The organism is Chryseobacterium sp. SG20098 (genome assembly GCF_031844745.1).
GTDB lineage: Bacteria > Bacteroidota > Bacteroidia > Flavobacteriales > Weeksellaceae > Chryseobacterium > Chryseobacterium cucumeris.
The window spans coordinates 2406631-2421380 of record NZ_CP134622.1 but is presented as its reverse complement, the minus strand read 5'-3'; the positions used below and the strand labels follow the sequence as shown (position 1 = coordinate 2421380).

The following is a 14750-nucleotide window of genomic DNA, read 5'->3' as shown; positions in this document are numbered from 1 at the left end:
ATGAAGAACTTAGGTTTTACGATTGGGGTAATTATTCTTTTGCTACAGTCTTGTAAAAAAGAAAATTATGTTGAATGGATTAAAACGAATGAGACTAATACAAAAGCGACATTCAGTAAAGGAAGATTAGTAAGTTCAGAAGTTTTTGATAAAAGTGCCAAATTAGATAGTAAGTATATCTATCATAATGGAACTGTAATTAAAATTTATAAATATTATCCAAATCAAAAGATAAGTAGCTACTCCTATTTACATAAAGCACCTAATCATTTTACTTCAACAATCTATTTTAATAATGGAAAAATCGCAAGTGAGGGAGAAATAGATTTTTATAAAGGGGAAAATTTATACTTAAAAAGGGGGGCTTGGATTTTTTACAGTAAAACAGGAGAGCCATATGCTGTATATACATTTACTCATGATAATAAAAATCAATATATAAAAGGTGAAATGCTTTTTGATACGATTAAAAAGAAAATTACTCGAGATGTAATATTTGATCCTCCTGTTTTAGCAGAGAAAGAAACAAAAGAAGTTGTTCATCTTTTTAACCCTAAATAATGTTATGATGTCTCAATGAGATTCTTCAATAAGTACAGATGATGATCTGACTAATAGCAAAGAACCCATCGCAATTGCGGTGGGTTTTTTGTTTCTAACAAGGTATAGAAGCTTACAAAAGTGACACTACTAATCATATTCCTGATCAAATTGATCAACTATAACTCATTTTTGAAATTTTCCACACTCCAAGAATGATCAGAATTTAATATCTAAACTTTGTAATATCAATAACATAATCTGCCTAAATAAGACTTATTTATACTTGATCAAATTAATTATATCTCTTTTAAAGTAATTTTTTTTGCATTAATTTTAAATGTAGAAAATAAAAATCCTGAAAGTATAAAAAAGCTTTGTACAGGACTATTTAAACACTTTTTTTAAAATAATTATAACAATCTAATATGAATCAAGAATCAAAGGGTTTTCCCGAACAAGAAAGAATAATTGAAGAGATATTAAAGGATGTAGAAGTCGAAACTGGCGTTAATAGATTAGATTTTATTTCTAACTCAGGGAAAAGAATTTACTTGGAAGCAAGGAAAAAAGCAGCAAAGCGTTTAATTGTCGAAGCTCATATGTCAGACGAAGGAATTGCAAAAGTTTTAGGAGTTTCAAGAAGTACCGCAAACACTTATAGGAATAGTCTGGGTTTTCATCGTAGATATTAATTAAACGATGACATTTAACCAGGAAAGTATTATATAAAATTTAAATCTCAAAAGATTAAGTTTAAAATGACTTATATTCCAAATAAATTGAGTACCAAAACCATTTTTAAAATATTGATTTTAGAAAACCGTTTCAGATAAGGTCTTTGAGCGTTATAAACATCTATACACAGCTGATCAAATTGCATATGCTACATAAAAAACAGGCTCAATTTAAAAATAAAAACAGTAATTTTGGATTAATCTAAAATAAGTGATATAAGAAGCTAGGAAAGTAAAACTTGGCTTTAATTATGTCTGAATTATTTTTTAAATACTTATCTATTGGTCTCTTCCAGCGGTAAAATACCGCTAGGAAGGGGATAGAAAAAGTTACTGCCGTATGATTTGATAACAAATGTCCAAAGAGATGGCTTTTTTCGTGTCTTATGTTTCGTTTAGTAAGCCATCTCAAGGACATATCAGATTAGCTAATAATTTGAATTGATCTGCAAAATAAAATGTATTTCTAAACCCTTTTTACTTCCTGCAATAGTCTCCCTAATCGGGAGGCTTCTTTATTATACAAGACTGCATTAAATATAGAGACAAGTAAAAATAAGCTTGTGATTTTTTTTCAATTCAATAAGCACTTTTTTTTCAAACATATCTTCTGGCAAATTAAGGCTCATACAAGTCCTTTATTTTACAGAATTATCGGAAAATGACCCCCATATACCATTCAAACAATAAACATTATTAAAACAGCTCTTTACAGCCTCTAAATGCCTGTTTGTAGCTATAATATAGCCACTAAGAATCTCACTCCTGCACTCTTTGCTGATTATTTTGCCAGCAAATTCATTCAGAGTGCAAAGCAAATTTTAAGCCTCCTTTTACTTTGAATCAGCCCCATTTTTTGAAGATTTTACAAGTTGATTTAACAGCACCAAAAACCCTTACTAGAAAGGCTTTTCCAGTTTTTCTGCAACATAAAGGAGCCAATTACTATTTTACTATTAATACATTTTATATATATTATTACTATACATTATTAATTATTATATCAATTATAGATCTGGTTTTATAGGAATTATTACTAAAAAAAAATGCTGTTTTTACTTTTCAATAAAAATTACTGACATTTTTAATAAAAACGTTTTGTATTTCTTTTTTTGCTGTAATTAAACTGATAAATTCTGGTATTATTAATCATATGTCATCAAATAAACCTTTTTAACCACCTCAAAAATAACCTTAAATCAAATCGAGATATTAATATAACACGAAACCATTAAAAGCTTTAAAAACCACCTTAAAAGACGTTTAAAAGCATTTTTAACATATAGATCTCAATTTGCTTTATCATCAAAACTAATCCTTCCATAAAAGCATGTATCTTAAATTATTTACCCCCCATCTGTTTATTTTCGAATCTATTGCGGACTTCCCTGTAATGGGTTTCTATTGTCTTTTTGTTCTTTCCAGATACTTAATCTTCTCGATTTATTTTCTACTAGCTCAATTGTTCCTCTTAGCTTATAATTTTTCATAGCTATTTCTTCTACCACACCCTCACCTAGAGGTGTGGCAAACTACCGACTGTTATAGCTCTGTAATAATGATATAGTAATTCAAAGCTATATGTGGGTTTATTGAAATAATACGCCATCAAACAAACCTTTTTAAACGCCTCAAAAACACCTTTAAATTAAATCACAACATAAAATATACTACAAGGCGCTTGAAAGCCCTAAGAACAGTCTTAAAAGACGTTTTAAGACGCTTTTACATACAGATCTTAATTTGCTTTATCTTAAAGCTCATAAAAAGCACGTATTCATTTACATAAGTGAATTGATTCTTATTTTTCCCCCATTTCGGTAGTATATATTAGTATGTCCATCGAATTGGGGGAAAAATTGGGTTGCAAGTCTATTTTAGCTTCGGGGTCTTTTGTTTCAAAAGATAATGCTGTCACATCATCATTGCAAATGCGCACTAACAAGTATTGCTTCTATCAAATTGGTGTTTAATTTACCTAATAAACACCCACTCAGCAATGTTTCGCAATCTTTTTTATTTGAAACTGGACTCAAAGTATTGAAATTACAAGCAGATTATTTGATTTTAATCAATCACTTTTTGCTCTACACCTAAAATACTTTCCACCTGTTAAAGAAAAACGCAACCTTTGTATCAACAAATCAAGGCTCAAATAAGCCTTTTTTCCAGGTTATCAATAAAGTCGAAACAAAAACCATAGCTTCAATGACAACGCCATTAAATCTCCTTAATAACCGTTATAAGCATACCATTCGGGATGTAATTCTACTTGTTTCTTATAATCAGTCTGATAATCGTGCATTTTCCATTTTTCTTCTTCTATTTTAGGCATTAAACCTGTGTATTCATACACATAGCGAGGCATAAGAGTTTTCAAAATATCTCCATACTCAACCGTTGTACTTACGGAATCATGTATTGTAAACAATGGCATTTCGGGATATTGTTCTGCAATTTTCTTTGTTACATAATCAATAATGCACTCCGATTCAATATTTTGTAGCAATTTGGAAAAATCAGAGTTCTTTTTCATCTTGAAAATCTCTATCAATTCAACTAAATTCGGAAAAGCTCGTTTCAAGGTATGATAATGCTTGTCTTTTGTTTTTACTCCACAGAATAATAGCGTAAAAAATACTCCTTTCATCATATCTCGTTGACTATAATTTGTTTCTCTAACTTTATACTTTAGTCTTTCATCATATTTGTAGGTATAGTACCTACCCAAATGCTTGTCAGGTGAAATTATGTCGGTCATATTTTCATAAATCCTGCCATCAAGAACCCAATTTTTAAAGGTCATATACTCTTCTTTGAAACCCTCTGTAGAAAGGCATTTACAGATTTTCTGCAACATAAAGGAGCTTAATACATTTTTATTATATATTCTATCTAATATTTTATTAATTATATCATTATTATTAATAATAGAATCTATTAAAAATATCATAAAAAACGGTTGTGAATTTTTTAAATCATACCCTATAATTTCTTGACCATTATAAGTAACAAAAGGTTTAAATATTTTCTTCAAGCTTGTTAAACCTGTATGTAAGCGAAAATCACTTTCCTCATTTCGGGTTGCATAAAAAACTTTATAATGTAAAGCTGATATTTGATGATTCCAGCGAATTTTTTTTTGTGTTAAATCAAAAATTTCACCTTCAAAATAGGATAAATCTTCAATATATTTTTTAGCTCCTTGGAAATCTATTATCAATTTATCATCAAACCATTTTAAAAGATGCTCATTATCTTTATATACAGGCAATTGCTGAATGGATTTTGAAACGATAACAGTGTCAGATTCTAACGCTTCCATTTCAACTATTTCGGAACTTGAATCCTCTTTTAAGGACTGCAAAATAAAATCTGCAAAACAATATTTATTTGAAGAACGTCCAGGCTCATAATTTTCAGCCTTGAAAATAATTTCTTGCTCAATAAGCCAATTTATATACTCATTATAATCGGATTTAATCCCTCTGAGAATCGTTGCATTAAGTGCTACTGAGATATTCTCCAGCGCTTTATTTTCATAAGTATTTTGGCGCTTTATTATCGTTGTAATGATATAATAGAAAAACTCAACTTTTAGCTTGTATTTGAAGTTTGGACGATAAACTTTAACAAGCGTGTCTATATAATTTTTGATTGCGGAAGGGATTAATGCCAGATTCGCAATAGTGATTCTGTGTTTTTCGTTTCTAGTTAGTTTTCTTGCTGTTTTATTTTTAGATAATAGTTTTTTTGACATAATGTTGTTTTTTTAGCAATGGAAATCCCAACAACCTAAAAAAAGAAGGGATTTCCATTGTGGATTAATATTTTTATTGCTGATCTTTCCAGTGTTCAAGATCTTTACTTAGGCATGACTCACTAATTTCAAGCTTTTCATATTGCTCTCTAGTCCATTCATTAAATAGAAAATCACGGAGTTTCTTTTCAACTTTCTTAAATGTGACATTGGAGTAAGGGCTAATATTTATTGTAACATTAATTTTGTTTTCCCATTCTCCCTCATTATAAACATCAGCTACTATTTTAGAGTCTTTATATACCCATATTTGCTCTTCGCAATCCATTTCAAAATATAAGTCTTTGGCTTCGCTTCTTAGGCTTTTCTCTAATTCAAGATGATAGGAGATTTCAGCAAGTATTAACTCTTGTTTAAGTTTTTTATTTTCAATTGTTTTCATGTTTTTAGTGCTGCTTTTAATTTTGTTGTTGTTAAAATCTTTCATGATAAAATATTTATTTGTTAAAGTTTGGGCATGACAATACCAACCTAAGTTTCTATCTAAGGAATATTAGTTTACAGGAATAAGCGATTTTAAAATTTCAGATCTCTTGAAATAAACTTGCGCTCCAATCATATATTCTGGAATATTATCCGCTTTTCTCATCCTCCAGAGCGTAGCGGTGCTAACCCCTAAGAATTCAGCAGTTTCTTTGATTGATAAAAGGTTTTCAGCGGTTTTTTCGTCAATAACATTTATTTTAGTAATCAGATCAGCGGTTTTCTCACTTACAATTTCTTCTATTTCATTTCTTAACTCCTCCATTACAGCAAGTAGTAACATCTCAATACGGCTGTTTTTAATTTTGTTTAAATTCATAATTAATTGATTTTAAGTTATTTATATTTTTGTTTCTTAAAATTTGGACATGACAATTCCTCCCGCAATAATTATTACAGATATGTTTTCACGTTGAATTTTTTTATTTTTTAAATTATACTAAGTGGAAATTTTATAAGTTTCTTCAGATTTTATTTATAAAATTCTGCCTTATAAACATTCTCATTTTTCCTTCTATTTACATGCTAAAACTTCCTTTCTATCATAATACACTCTGTGCCCGATCTTTCTCGGTACTAAAATCTTTTTCTTATTCCAGTTAAAAAGCGTGGAATAGGTAACACCTAATAGCTCCATCACTTCTTTTCTCGTGTAAAGCTCCTTTTCGTCTTCAGGTTGCCCACTGATTTTAAGGGCTTCCAATACTTTAATAACCACTTTTTCAATTTCAGTAATTAATTCGTCTTTTGGTACATGTACCAGTTGTAATGTGTTCATTGTATATAATTTTTAATATTAATTCTATTTAATACATAGCAAATTTTTGGGTATAAAAAAAAGACCCCCCTTATTAAAAAGGTCTTTAATCTATCTTCAATTTTATATGTCTGTTATTCTTTTTCTACTATTTTATTTAAATCATTTTTAATTAAAGGACATAATTTTCGTGTTAGACAATAAAAATTTTACTTACTGCCTTTAAAGCAAAAAACCTATCAATGCTAATGTAACATTTATAGGTTTTTCACAATATTTTGACTTTTATTTATAAAAATATTTAATGAAAGTTAATTTATACTACTTTTTTTTGTAAAAGTATTGTTTAACTTTCTAATTAAACTCTTATCAAAAACCGTGCCAAATATTTTATTTTTAAAAAAAAATCATTAATACCCTAAATTACGGATAAATTTAACGGTTGATAGTAGTAATGGTGTGGTAAGAAATATTTATTAAGTGAAGAGGGTATTATTCCTTTGATGAAAATACAATTAGATTCAAGTAGATTTAATGAAGTTCACTCCGAGCGTTTTTTATAAAAAGGGTGACTAAAATGGTGACCAAACGCCAAAAAGTGACTAAAAACAAAACGCAACTTGCTGTAATTTAGCGAATTGCGTTTATTAAGTGGTAGACCCACAGGGATTCGAACCCCAGATGACTGAACCAAAATCAGTAGTGTTACCGCTACACCATGAGTCTGTGTTTGTTTTAGTGGTGCAAATTTACAGCTTTTTTCTTTACATACAAGAACTTTTTGATTTTTTTTTTAAATTTACTGTAGAATTTATTCACGGAAAATATGCTGATAGACTTCAATAATCTCAATATTAATCAATTATCATTCGATACTGAATTTGAAAAGAAAGTAAAAATTTTTCTGGAAGAATGGTTTTCAGAAAAAACAGGAGTAAATGTCCAGACATCTGGTTCTACAGGAGTGCCGAAAATTTTTGAAGTTGAAAAAAAGAAAATGGTCAATTCAGCAGTGATGACCTGTAATTTTTTAGGATTAAAAGAAGGAGATACGGCATTGCTTTGCCTGCCTGTAGAATACATTTCCGGTAAAATGATGGTTGTCCGTTCTATAGAAAGAAAATTAAAATTAATAATTACCAATCCTTCTTTAAACCCTGTTGAAAATCTGGAAGAAGAAATAGACTTTTGTGCCATGACGCCTCTTCAGGTAGAAAACTCACTGGAAAAACTCCATCTGATTAAAAACCTGATTATTGGTGGTGCCGCCGTTTCAGAAAGCCTGAAAAGTAAAATTCTGCAGATGAACCTTAGTCCTTCCAACCGGATTTTTGAAACCTATGGAATGTCTGAAACCCTTTCTCATATTGGTTTGAAACAATTGATGCCTGAGCAGGAAGATTATTTTACCGTTTTTGAAAATGTATCTATTTCTTTGGATGAGAGAGGTTGTCTGAAGATCTTTGCTCCGAATATAAATGCTGAAGAATTGCAAACTAATGACTTAGTTAACATTAAGAATGAAAAACAGTTTAAATTTCTCGGAAGAATTGACAATGTGATTAATTCCGGTGGTGCAAAGATTTTTCCTGAAGCCCTTGAAGCTTTGGTAAAAAAAGAACTCCCGAACGAAGCCATATTTGTAGGGCTTCCGGATGAAAGTTTGGGTCAGAAATTGATATTGATTATAGAAGGAGATGAATCTGATGAGGTGAAAAGGAAAGTTTCAGAAATACCATTTGAGAAAAATTTCCACAGGCCGAAAGACATAATTTTCATCAGGGAAATTCCGAGAACTCCCAACGGGAAGGTAAACAGATTGGATTTGTATAAAAATTTAAATAGAGATCTCTAGTTGATTTCGGTATCTCAAAATCTTAAAAAAATGAAAGACTTTTCAAAAGAGCTTAGTTTCAAAACTTCACGCAGCAGCGGTGCAGGAGGACAAAACGTCAATAAGGTCGAGACTGCCGTTACCGTACTTTGGAAAGTAGATGCATCAGAATTTTTTAATGAAGACGAAAAAGTATTGATTCAGCTTAAACTGAAAAACAGGATCAATGCAGACGGTTTTTTATTCCTCTCAGTATCTGAAAGCAGAACACAACTGATGAATAAAAATAAAGCCATTGAAAAAATACTTGAAATAGTAAACAAAGCACTCATTGTTCCCAAAAAGAGAACAGCAACGAAACCTTCAAAAGGGCAGAAACAAAAGAGACTGGATAATAAGAAAAAGCTTTCTGACAAAAAAGAAAACAGACGTTTCAGGTTTTAATTGGTTTCTCCAGCAGAAAACTTTATTTTTGCCGGAAACTTTAAAACCATGATAAAAAAATTAATCTTGGCTGGAGTATTCTCAATCTCCGCCATGTCTTTCGCTCAGAAATTTTCTATCAGGCCTTCTGTAGGGTATGCATGGAGAACAGCAAAAACAATTTCCGGACTTAGCAAGGAAGAAAAAGACTATGTGAAAGGCCTTAAAAACGGACTGAACTTTGATATAGCTGCCCATTATGAGGTAAATAACGGTTTTGGACTTGGGCTAAAATACTCTCATTATAGTGCATCCAGTGACGGGTTTTTGCTTGGCTATGTAAATGGAATGCCTGTATCTGTTCCTGTGACTACAAAGGATAATATTACATTTTTTGGAGTTTCCGGACTTATTTCAAATGATAATTCGACTACCAGACATAAAGTATTTGCAGATATTGCATTGGGAGTACTTTCTTATACTACCAAAACTGGAGATGTAAAAGGCACAGGAAGTACTTTCGGGGCAGAAATTGATTTTGGTTACCGATATCAGATCAGTAAAAATTTCCTTATTGGACCAAAAGTTGGTTTAAGTGGTGGTACTCTGAACAAAATGAAGTTTAACGGAGTAACCTATAAATTTGATGATGACCAAAAAGAAGGTTTACATAGGGTTTCTTTAAGTGCAGCCGCTACATTCCGTTTTTAAGCTGTATCTTTGTTTGAATTAATAATAATTGATAATGACAGCAACAATCTTTTTATCTGCAGAACACCGCCGGCCAGGATTGCTGCTGTCTTTACTTTACCTTCATACAGATTCTTTTCTGAAAAGTTCTAAGGACTTCATTATCTAAGCCCTGTCAGGATCCAAGACAGGGAATCAATCCGGATTTTATATATCACTTTTTTGCAGTTTTCTAGAGAAGAAGGCTGTCATACGTCTGTATTCTACATTGGATCGTCAGAGAATAACTGCATTTTAATTAAAAAAAATAATGAAAAATGTCCAATCATATTATTGTAACTACCGGAATTTATGATGCTATAAAAGATACACTCAGAAGAAAAAAAGTGAGTATAGGAGAAGAGAAAAGATTAGCTGAAGAGCTTAGAAAGGCAAAACAAGTGCTGAGAAGAGATCTTCCTGCCGATATTGTAACGGTTGAAAGAAAAGTAACATTAAAAGATCATACATTAGATTTTGAGCACGAATATATTTTTGTGGCATCTACCAAAGAAAAGCTTAAAAAAAATAAACATTCCATCCTGTCGGATATTGCGCTTGCAGTAGTAGGGTATAAAGTAGGAGATATTATCAACTGGCCTTTCAAAGACGGAGAAAGAAAAATTGAGATCCTGAAAGTGGAACGCTGGGAAGGATAAATCTCTGTGAATATTATTAAGTTCAATGATAATGAAAGCGTGGCTCAATTTGGGCTGCGCATTTTTTTGAATACTATATGTTATAAGGAGCAAATATTTGATCTGCGGGAATATTTCAATAAAAATTAAACTTCATCCTTGCTGAACATTTAATATTGCTCGAATTTGAATGCTCTTGCGCATTTATGTATCCAACAAAACAGCTTTAGGATTTAACAAATGATAAAAAATACTCCTCTATCACACTTTCTTCAAGTGCTTTGATTACATTCCGTTTTTAAGTTTTATCTTTGCAAAAATTTAAAAAATGAGCAAACCGATAACTGAATTCATAGAAAAGTATTACCTGCACTTCAACGCAGCTGCATTGGTGGATGCTTCTAAAGGATATGTTGCACATCTTAAAGATGGCGGAAAAATGATGATTACTTTGGCTGGAGCAATGTCTACTGCTGAATTAGGGAAGATTCTTGCTGAAATGATCCGTCAGGGAAAAGTAGATTTTATCTCTTGTACAGGTGCTAACCTTGAAGAAGATTTAATGAATCTTGTAGCACACTCTCACTATGAAAGAGTTCCTCATTATAGAGATTTAACAGCTCAGGATGAGTGGGATCTTTTGGAAAGAGGTCTGAACAGAGTTACAGATACTTGTATCCCTGAAGAAGAAGCTTTCAGAAGATTACAAAAACATATCGTAGAAATCTGGAAAGATGCAGAAGCTAAAGGAGAAAGATATTTTCCTCACGAATTCATGTACAAAATGATCCTTTCAGGAGTATTGGAGCAGTACTATGAAATTCCTAGAGAAAACTCCTGGATGATTGCAGCTGCAGAAGCTAACTTACCAATCGTGGTTCCGGGATGGGAAGATTCTACAATGGGTAATATCTTCGCTTCTTACTGTATCAAAGGAGAGCTTAAAGCTACTACAATGAAATCAGGAATCGAATATATGACTTACCTTGCTGACTGGTATACTAAAAACTCAGGAGGAAAAGGAGTTGGATTCTTCCAGATTGGTGGAGGTATTGCAGGTGATTTCCCAATTTGTGTAGTTCCGATGTTGTATCAGGATATGGAAATGCATGACATTCCTTTCTGGTCTTATTTCTGCCAGATTTCTGACTCTACTACATCTTATGGTTCATATTCAGGAGCTGTTCCAAATGAAAAAATCACTTGGGGTAAACTGGATATCACTACACCGAAATTTATCGTTGAAAGTGATGCTACCATCTGTGCACCATTGATGTTCTCTTATATCTTAGAAAACGCTTAAGAATAAACATCTCCTAAGAGATTACAATATCAGCGCTTCAATTTAATTGGAGCGCTTTTTTATTTTAGAAGTGAAACATAGATATGTTTTAAAAACTAAAAACAATTAAGATTATTTGTGGAAATCTGTGGAATCTGCATAAAAATAAGTCAATCTAATGAATTCACCAGTACAAAATAACGATACGCCAGAATTCCCTTTTCCATCTTAGTCAGATGATTAGGATCTTTATGACTCAGTTTTGGAAGAACTTTTTTATTAACTGCATTCAACAGCCTGAAAAATGATTTTTTCATATCTTTATCTTTTAATGAAACATCATCGAGTTTGATAGAATTCAAAAATGATGCAAAAATATAGAAAACAAATATGGACGAGATTTTTAAACAACAGGTCTACGAAGTGGCAAGACTTATTCCCAAAGGAAGAATATCCACTTATGGCGCTATAGCAAAGGCTGTTGGCTACCCTAATCATTCCAGACATGTAGGAAAAGCTATGGGAGGATGTCCGAAGGATGTTCCAGCTCACCGGGTAATTTCCAGTTCAGGAGTTCTGTCTGTTCCGGAATTTCAGTCTAAGCTGGAAGCTGAAGGGATCACTGTGGAAAATCTCAGAATAAAAAATTTCAAAAAACTGTTCTGGGATCCATTGGAGGAATTGTAATTTGATGAAATTTAATCTCATTATAAAAAAATGTCACTCCATACATTAATATGAAGTGACATCAATATTTTCTACAGTTTGAAACTGTATTATTTTCTTCCTCTTGGGAGACCTTTCAGTTCCTCTTTCAGTCTTTCATTTTCCTCTTTTAGCAAAGTGATATAGCCTTGAAGATTTTCAATAATCGCTCCCGGAATATTATCATAATTATTCTGGTTAGTAATTACTCCCGCAGAAGATGATCTGTCATTAAATACAGGATGATCATTATTGATAATTACTGCAGGTTCATCCTCTTCATAAATGTCCTCAAATGGTACATCCAGAAAACGGGCAAGTTTGTCCCATTCATCTTTTACAATTCTTACATCACCGCTTTCTTTTCTGCTATAATTGGAAACATCTGTTGCGATAAAGTCAGCTACCTGTTGCTGAGTATAGCCTTTTTGCTTTCTGATGACGCGTAATTTTTCTTTTTGCATGACCGACATTTTATACAAAAATGGCAAAAAAGCAGAAGCTATACAATAGAAAGTAGAAAAAAATATGTGATAAAGAATAAGATTAACGATAAAAGAAAACCAGACTTAAAAAGACCAATATTATCTGATATAATTGTTGAAAATTTTCTTAGTGCTAGCCGTTTATTTCACAATAACTTCCGATTGATTAAAGATTATGGAAGAGTTGGTATTTAAACCTTATAGGTTTCTAAATCCAATAAGTTTTGGATTAGCAGCACACAATTTTGTCAAAAACAAAATCCTTACGTGCTAAAATATTTAGTATTCAAAAAAAACAGCACCCTTGCGTTTTTCCAATCTTTCTTCAGATAAAAAAAGACTGCTTCAAAATGAAACAGTCTCTTGTAAATTATTTTTCAAGTTGCTTATAGCTTCTCTGTATAAAATCTGTCAGGTCTTTTCCTTTCAGTAAGTTTTGTGAAAGCTTGGCAAGATCCAGAGCATATCTGATTAAACTTTCCTTCTCTTCAGCATTTTCAGTCTTTAAGATCTGACTGGAAAGCTCACTGTTTGAGTTCACCACAAGATTGTACATCTCCGGGAAACCTCCCATTCCGAACATACCGCCTCCGCCTGTAGCCTGCATTTCCTTCATTCTTCTCATGAATTCAGGCTGGGTAATAGTGAACGGAGCATCATTGCTGTCAAGATCTTCAAGCTGTACCGTAAATTTTGAATCCTGAATAGCTTCTTCTACATTCTTTTTCAATGATTCTTTTTCCGTTTCATTCAATTTTGAAATTACCGGCTCGTCTTTTTTGATAAGGTTATTAACATGATCAGCATCTACTCTTGCAAACGAAATATTTTCTTTTGAAGTTTCCAGTTTCTGAATCACATGCGAAATAATAGGAGAATCTAATAACAGAACTTCATATCCTTTATCTCTCGCAGACTGGATGTAGCTATGCTGTTCGTCTGCATTGGTAGCGTACAGTACAACCAGTTTGTTATCCTTATCGGTTTGGCTAGGTTTGATTTTCTCTACCAATTCATCCCAAAGGAAATATTTGCCATCTGTGGTAGGATACAATGTGAATTTGTCTGCCTTTTCAGCAAATTTTTCTTCAGTAACGATTCCGTATTCAATAACTACCTTGATGTCGTTCCATTTTTGTTCATAATCTTCACGGTTTTCGTTAATCAGAGAAGCCATTTTATCGGCTACTTTTTTCGTGATGTAAGATGAAATTTTCTTTACAGCACCGTCTGCCTGAAGATAAGAACGGGAAACGTTCAATGGGATATCCGGAGAATCAATTACACCTCTCAGCAACATCAGGAAGTCTGGAACAATCCCTTTTACTTCATCCGTTACAAATACCTGGTTTTGATATAATTGAATTTTATCCTTATCAATATTCAAATTGTTGCTCAGTTTCGGGAAGAATAAAATTCCGGTAAGGTTGAAAGGGTAATCAACATTCAGGTGGATGTTGAACAACGGTTCTTCAAACTGCATCGGATAAAGCTCGTGGTAGAACTTCATATAATCCTCATTGGTCAGTTCGCTTGGAGCAATCGTCCATGCCGGTACCGGATTGTTAATGATATTGTCTACCTCTTCTGTTTCAGCCACAGCATCTTCAGGAGCATCTTCAGGTAATGGAAGTGTATGGGTTTTAGTCCCGAATTTAATCGGAACAGGCATAAACTTGTTATATTTTAATAACAATTCACGGATTTTTGCTTCTTCTAAAAATTCTACAGAATCTTCTGCAATATGAAGAATGATTTCCGTTCCTCTGTCTGTTTTATCTGTTGTTTCTTCAAGAGTAAATTCCGGGCTTCCATCGCAGATCCAACGTACTGCCGGTTCATCTTTGTAAGACTTTGTAAGAATTTCTACCTTTTCTGCCACCATAAATGCAGAGTAAAATCCAAGACCAAAATGTCCGATAATCCCGGAATCTTTTGCAGAATCCTTATATTTTTCCAAAAACTCTTCAGCACCTGAGAAAGCAACCTGGTTGATATATTTTTCAACTTCTTCAGCCGTCATACCAATTCCCTGGTCGATGATGCGTAGAGTTTTCTGGTCTTTGTCGATCTTAACTTCAAGTTTTGGATTTCCATATTCCACTTTTGCTTCCCCAATGCTTGTTAAATGCTTCAGTTTTAGAGTAGCATCCGTTGCGTTAGAGATTAATTCTCTTAAGAATATTTCGTGGTCACTGTAAAGAAATTTTTTAATAAGCGGGAAAATGTTTTCCACAGATACATTAATATTTCCTTTAGTCATCATATTTTATAATTTTTAATTTTCAAATATTTCTCAAAAAAAATACCATCCGGA

The 14750-nt window shown here is 32.3% G+C and carries 15 protein-coding genes and 1 tRNA gene; 8 read left to right on the top strand and 8 right to left on the bottom strand.

Going from position 1 to position 14750, the window contains the following annotated elements:
- Both RHP76_RS11060 and RHP76_RS11055 read left to right on the top strand, forming a co-directional pair.
- Complete coding sequence (locus tag RHP76_RS11060) at nt 1–561, top strand: hypothetical protein (RefSeq protein WP_311230181.1); 561 nt, start codon at nt 1–3, stop codon at nt 559–561.
- Between the two features lie 407 nt (nt 562–968).
- Nucleotides 969–1235, top strand: a complete 267-nt coding sequence (locus tag RHP76_RS11055) for a hypothetical protein (RefSeq protein WP_311230180.1) — start codon at nt 969–971, stop codon at nt 1233–1235.
- 2272 nt (nt 1236–3507) lie between these two features.
- Here the strand turns inward: RHP76_RS11055 and RHP76_RS11050 are convergent.
- The 5 genes from RHP76_RS11050 to RHP76_RS11030 form a co-directional block, all read right to left on the bottom strand.
- Nucleotides 3508–5037, bottom strand: coding sequence for a hypothetical protein (locus RHP76_RS11050; protein ID WP_311230179.1), 1530 nt, complete (start codon nt 5035–5037; stop codon nt 3508–3510).
- A 73-nt stretch (nt 5038–5110) separates the two neighbouring features.
- Nucleotides 5111–5524, bottom strand: coding sequence for a hypothetical protein (locus tag RHP76_RS11045; RefSeq protein ID WP_311230178.1), 414 nt, complete (start codon nt 5522–5524; stop codon nt 5111–5113).
- A 66-nt stretch (nt 5525–5590) separates the two neighbouring features.
- The gene (locus RHP76_RS11040) at nt 5591–5899 is read right to left on the bottom strand and encodes a helix-turn-helix domain-containing protein (RefSeq protein ID WP_311230177.1); all 309 of its coding nucleotides are present in this window, start codon (nt 5897–5899) and stop codon (nt 5591–5593) included.
- 195 nt (nt 5900–6094) lie between these two features.
- Nucleotides 6095–6358 carry a helix-turn-helix transcriptional regulator gene (locus tag RHP76_RS11035; RefSeq protein ID WP_311230176.1) on the bottom strand — a complete coding sequence of 88 codons (264 nt, stop codon included), beginning with the start codon at nt 6356–6358 and terminating at the stop codon, nt 6095–6097.
- A gap of 631 nt (nt 6359–6989) precedes the next feature.
- Nucleotides 6990–7063, bottom strand: a tRNA-Gln gene (locus RHP76_RS11030).
- Nucleotides 7064–7163: 100 nt separating this feature from the next.
- Between RHP76_RS11030 and RHP76_RS11025 the strand changes: the two genes are divergently transcribed.
- From RHP76_RS11025 to RHP76_RS11005, 5 genes are all read left to right on the top strand, one after another.
- On the top strand, nt 7164–8192 hold the full coding sequence (locus RHP76_RS11025) for an AMP-binding protein (RefSeq protein WP_311230175.1): 1029 nt from the start codon (nt 7164–7166) through the stop codon (nt 8190–8192).
- 30 nt (nt 8193–8222) lie between these two features.
- On the top strand, nt 8223–8615 hold the full coding sequence (gene arfB / locus RHP76_RS11020) for an alternative ribosome rescue aminoacyl-tRNA hydrolase ArfB (RefSeq protein ID WP_311230174.1): 393 nt from the start codon (nt 8223–8225) through the stop codon (nt 8613–8615).
- A gap of 48 nt (nt 8616–8663) precedes the next feature.
- Nucleotides 8664–9305, top strand: a complete 642-nt coding sequence (locus RHP76_RS11015; RefSeq protein WP_148045392.1) for an outer membrane beta-barrel protein — start codon at nt 8664–8666, stop codon at nt 9303–9305.
- A 296-nt stretch (nt 9306–9601) separates the two neighbouring features.
- Entirely contained in the window at nt 9602–9982 is a 381-nt protein-coding gene (locus RHP76_RS11010; protein ID WP_123279149.1) for a GreA/GreB family elongation factor, read from the top strand.
- Between the two features lie 307 nt (nt 9983–10289).
- Entirely contained in the window at nt 10290–11264 is a 975-nt protein-coding gene (locus RHP76_RS11005; protein WP_047097747.1) for a deoxyhypusine synthase family protein, read from the top strand.
- A 149-nt stretch (nt 11265–11413) separates the two neighbouring features.
- Here the strand turns inward: RHP76_RS11005 and RHP76_RS11000 are convergent, their stop codons facing one another.
- Nucleotides 11414–11560 (bottom strand): hypothetical protein, encoded by a 147-nt coding sequence (locus RHP76_RS11000; protein ID WP_183037440.1) that lies wholly within the window; start codon nt 11558–11560, stop codon nt 11414–11416.
- Between the two features lie 73 nt (nt 11561–11633).
- Between RHP76_RS11000 and RHP76_RS10995 the strand changes: the two genes are divergently transcribed.
- The gene (locus tag RHP76_RS10995; protein WP_062676292.1) at nt 11634–11930 is read left to right on the top strand and encodes an MGMT family protein; all 297 of its coding nucleotides are present in this window, start codon (nt 11634–11636) and stop codon (nt 11928–11930) included.
- Nucleotides 11931–12019: 89 nt separating this feature from the next.
- Here the strand turns inward: RHP76_RS10995 and RHP76_RS10990 are convergent, their stop codons facing one another.
- On the bottom strand, nt 12020–12412 hold the full coding sequence (locus tag RHP76_RS10990) for a helix-turn-helix transcriptional regulator (protein ID WP_062676291.1): 393 nt from the start codon (nt 12410–12412) through the stop codon (nt 12020–12022).
- A gap of 391 nt (nt 12413–12803) precedes the next feature.
- A complete protein-coding gene (htpG, locus tag RHP76_RS10985) occupies nt 12804–14696 on the bottom strand; it encodes a molecular chaperone HtpG (protein WP_311230260.1) in 1893 nt (630 codons plus the stop codon).
- Nucleotides 14697–14750: the final 54 nt, after the last annotated feature.

What these genes read in the sequence shown, in the direction of transcription:
- RHP76_RS11005 (WP_047097747.1), top strand. Translation starts at nt 10,290, where the DNA reads ATGAGCAAACCGATAACTGAATTCATAGAAAAGTATTACCTGCACTTC.
- RHP76_RS11015 (WP_148045392.1), top strand. Translation starts at nt 8,664, where the DNA reads ATGATAAAAAAATTAATCTTGGCTGGAGTATTCTCAATCTCCGCCATG.
- RHP76_RS11060 (WP_311230181.1), top strand. Translation starts at nt 1, where the DNA reads ATGAAGAACTTAGGTTTTACGATTGGGGTAATTATTCTTTTGCTACAG.
- arfB (WP_311230174.1), top strand. Translation starts at nt 8,223, where the DNA reads ATGAAAGACTTTTCAAAAGAGCTTAGTTTCAAAACTTCACGCAGCAGC.
- RHP76_RS10995 (WP_062676292.1), top strand. Translation starts at nt 11,634, where the DNA reads ATGGACGAGATTTTTAAACAACAGGTCTACGAAGTGGCAAGACTTATT.
- htpG (WP_311230260.1), bottom strand. Translation starts at nt 14,696, where the DNA reads ATGACTAAAGGAAATATTAATGTATCTGTGGAAAACATTTTCCCGCTT.
- RHP76_RS11050 (WP_311230179.1), bottom strand. Translation starts at nt 5,037, where the DNA reads ATGTCAAAAAAACTATTATCTAAAAATAAAACAGCAAGAAAACTAACT.
- RHP76_RS11035 (WP_311230176.1), bottom strand. Translation starts at nt 6,358, where the DNA reads ATGAACACATTACAACTGGTACATGTACCAAAAGACGAATTAATTACT.
- RHP76_RS11000 (WP_183037440.1), bottom strand. Translation starts at nt 11,560, where the DNA reads ATGAAAAAATCATTTTTCAGGCTGTTGAATGCAGTTAATAAAAAAGTT.
- RHP76_RS11055 (WP_311230180.1), top strand. Translation starts at nt 969, where the DNA reads ATGAATCAAGAATCAAAGGGTTTTCCCGAACAAGAAAGAATAATTGAA.
- RHP76_RS11040 (WP_311230177.1), bottom strand. Translation starts at nt 5,899, where the DNA reads ATGAATTTAAACAAAATTAAAAACAGCCGTATTGAGATGTTACTACTT.
- RHP76_RS10990 (WP_062676291.1), bottom strand. Translation starts at nt 12,412, where the DNA reads ATGCAAAAAGAAAAATTACGCGTCATCAGAAAGCAAAAAGGCTATACT.
- RHP76_RS11010 (WP_123279149.1), top strand. Translation starts at nt 9,602, where the DNA reads ATGTCCAATCATATTATTGTAACTACCGGAATTTATGATGCTATAAAA.
- RHP76_RS11045 (WP_311230178.1), bottom strand. Translation starts at nt 5,524, where the DNA reads ATGAAAGATTTTAACAACAACAAAATTAAAAGCAGCACTAAAAACATG.
- RHP76_RS11025 (WP_311230175.1), top strand. Translation starts at nt 7,164, where the DNA reads ATGCTGATAGACTTCAATAATCTCAATATTAATCAATTATCATTCGAT.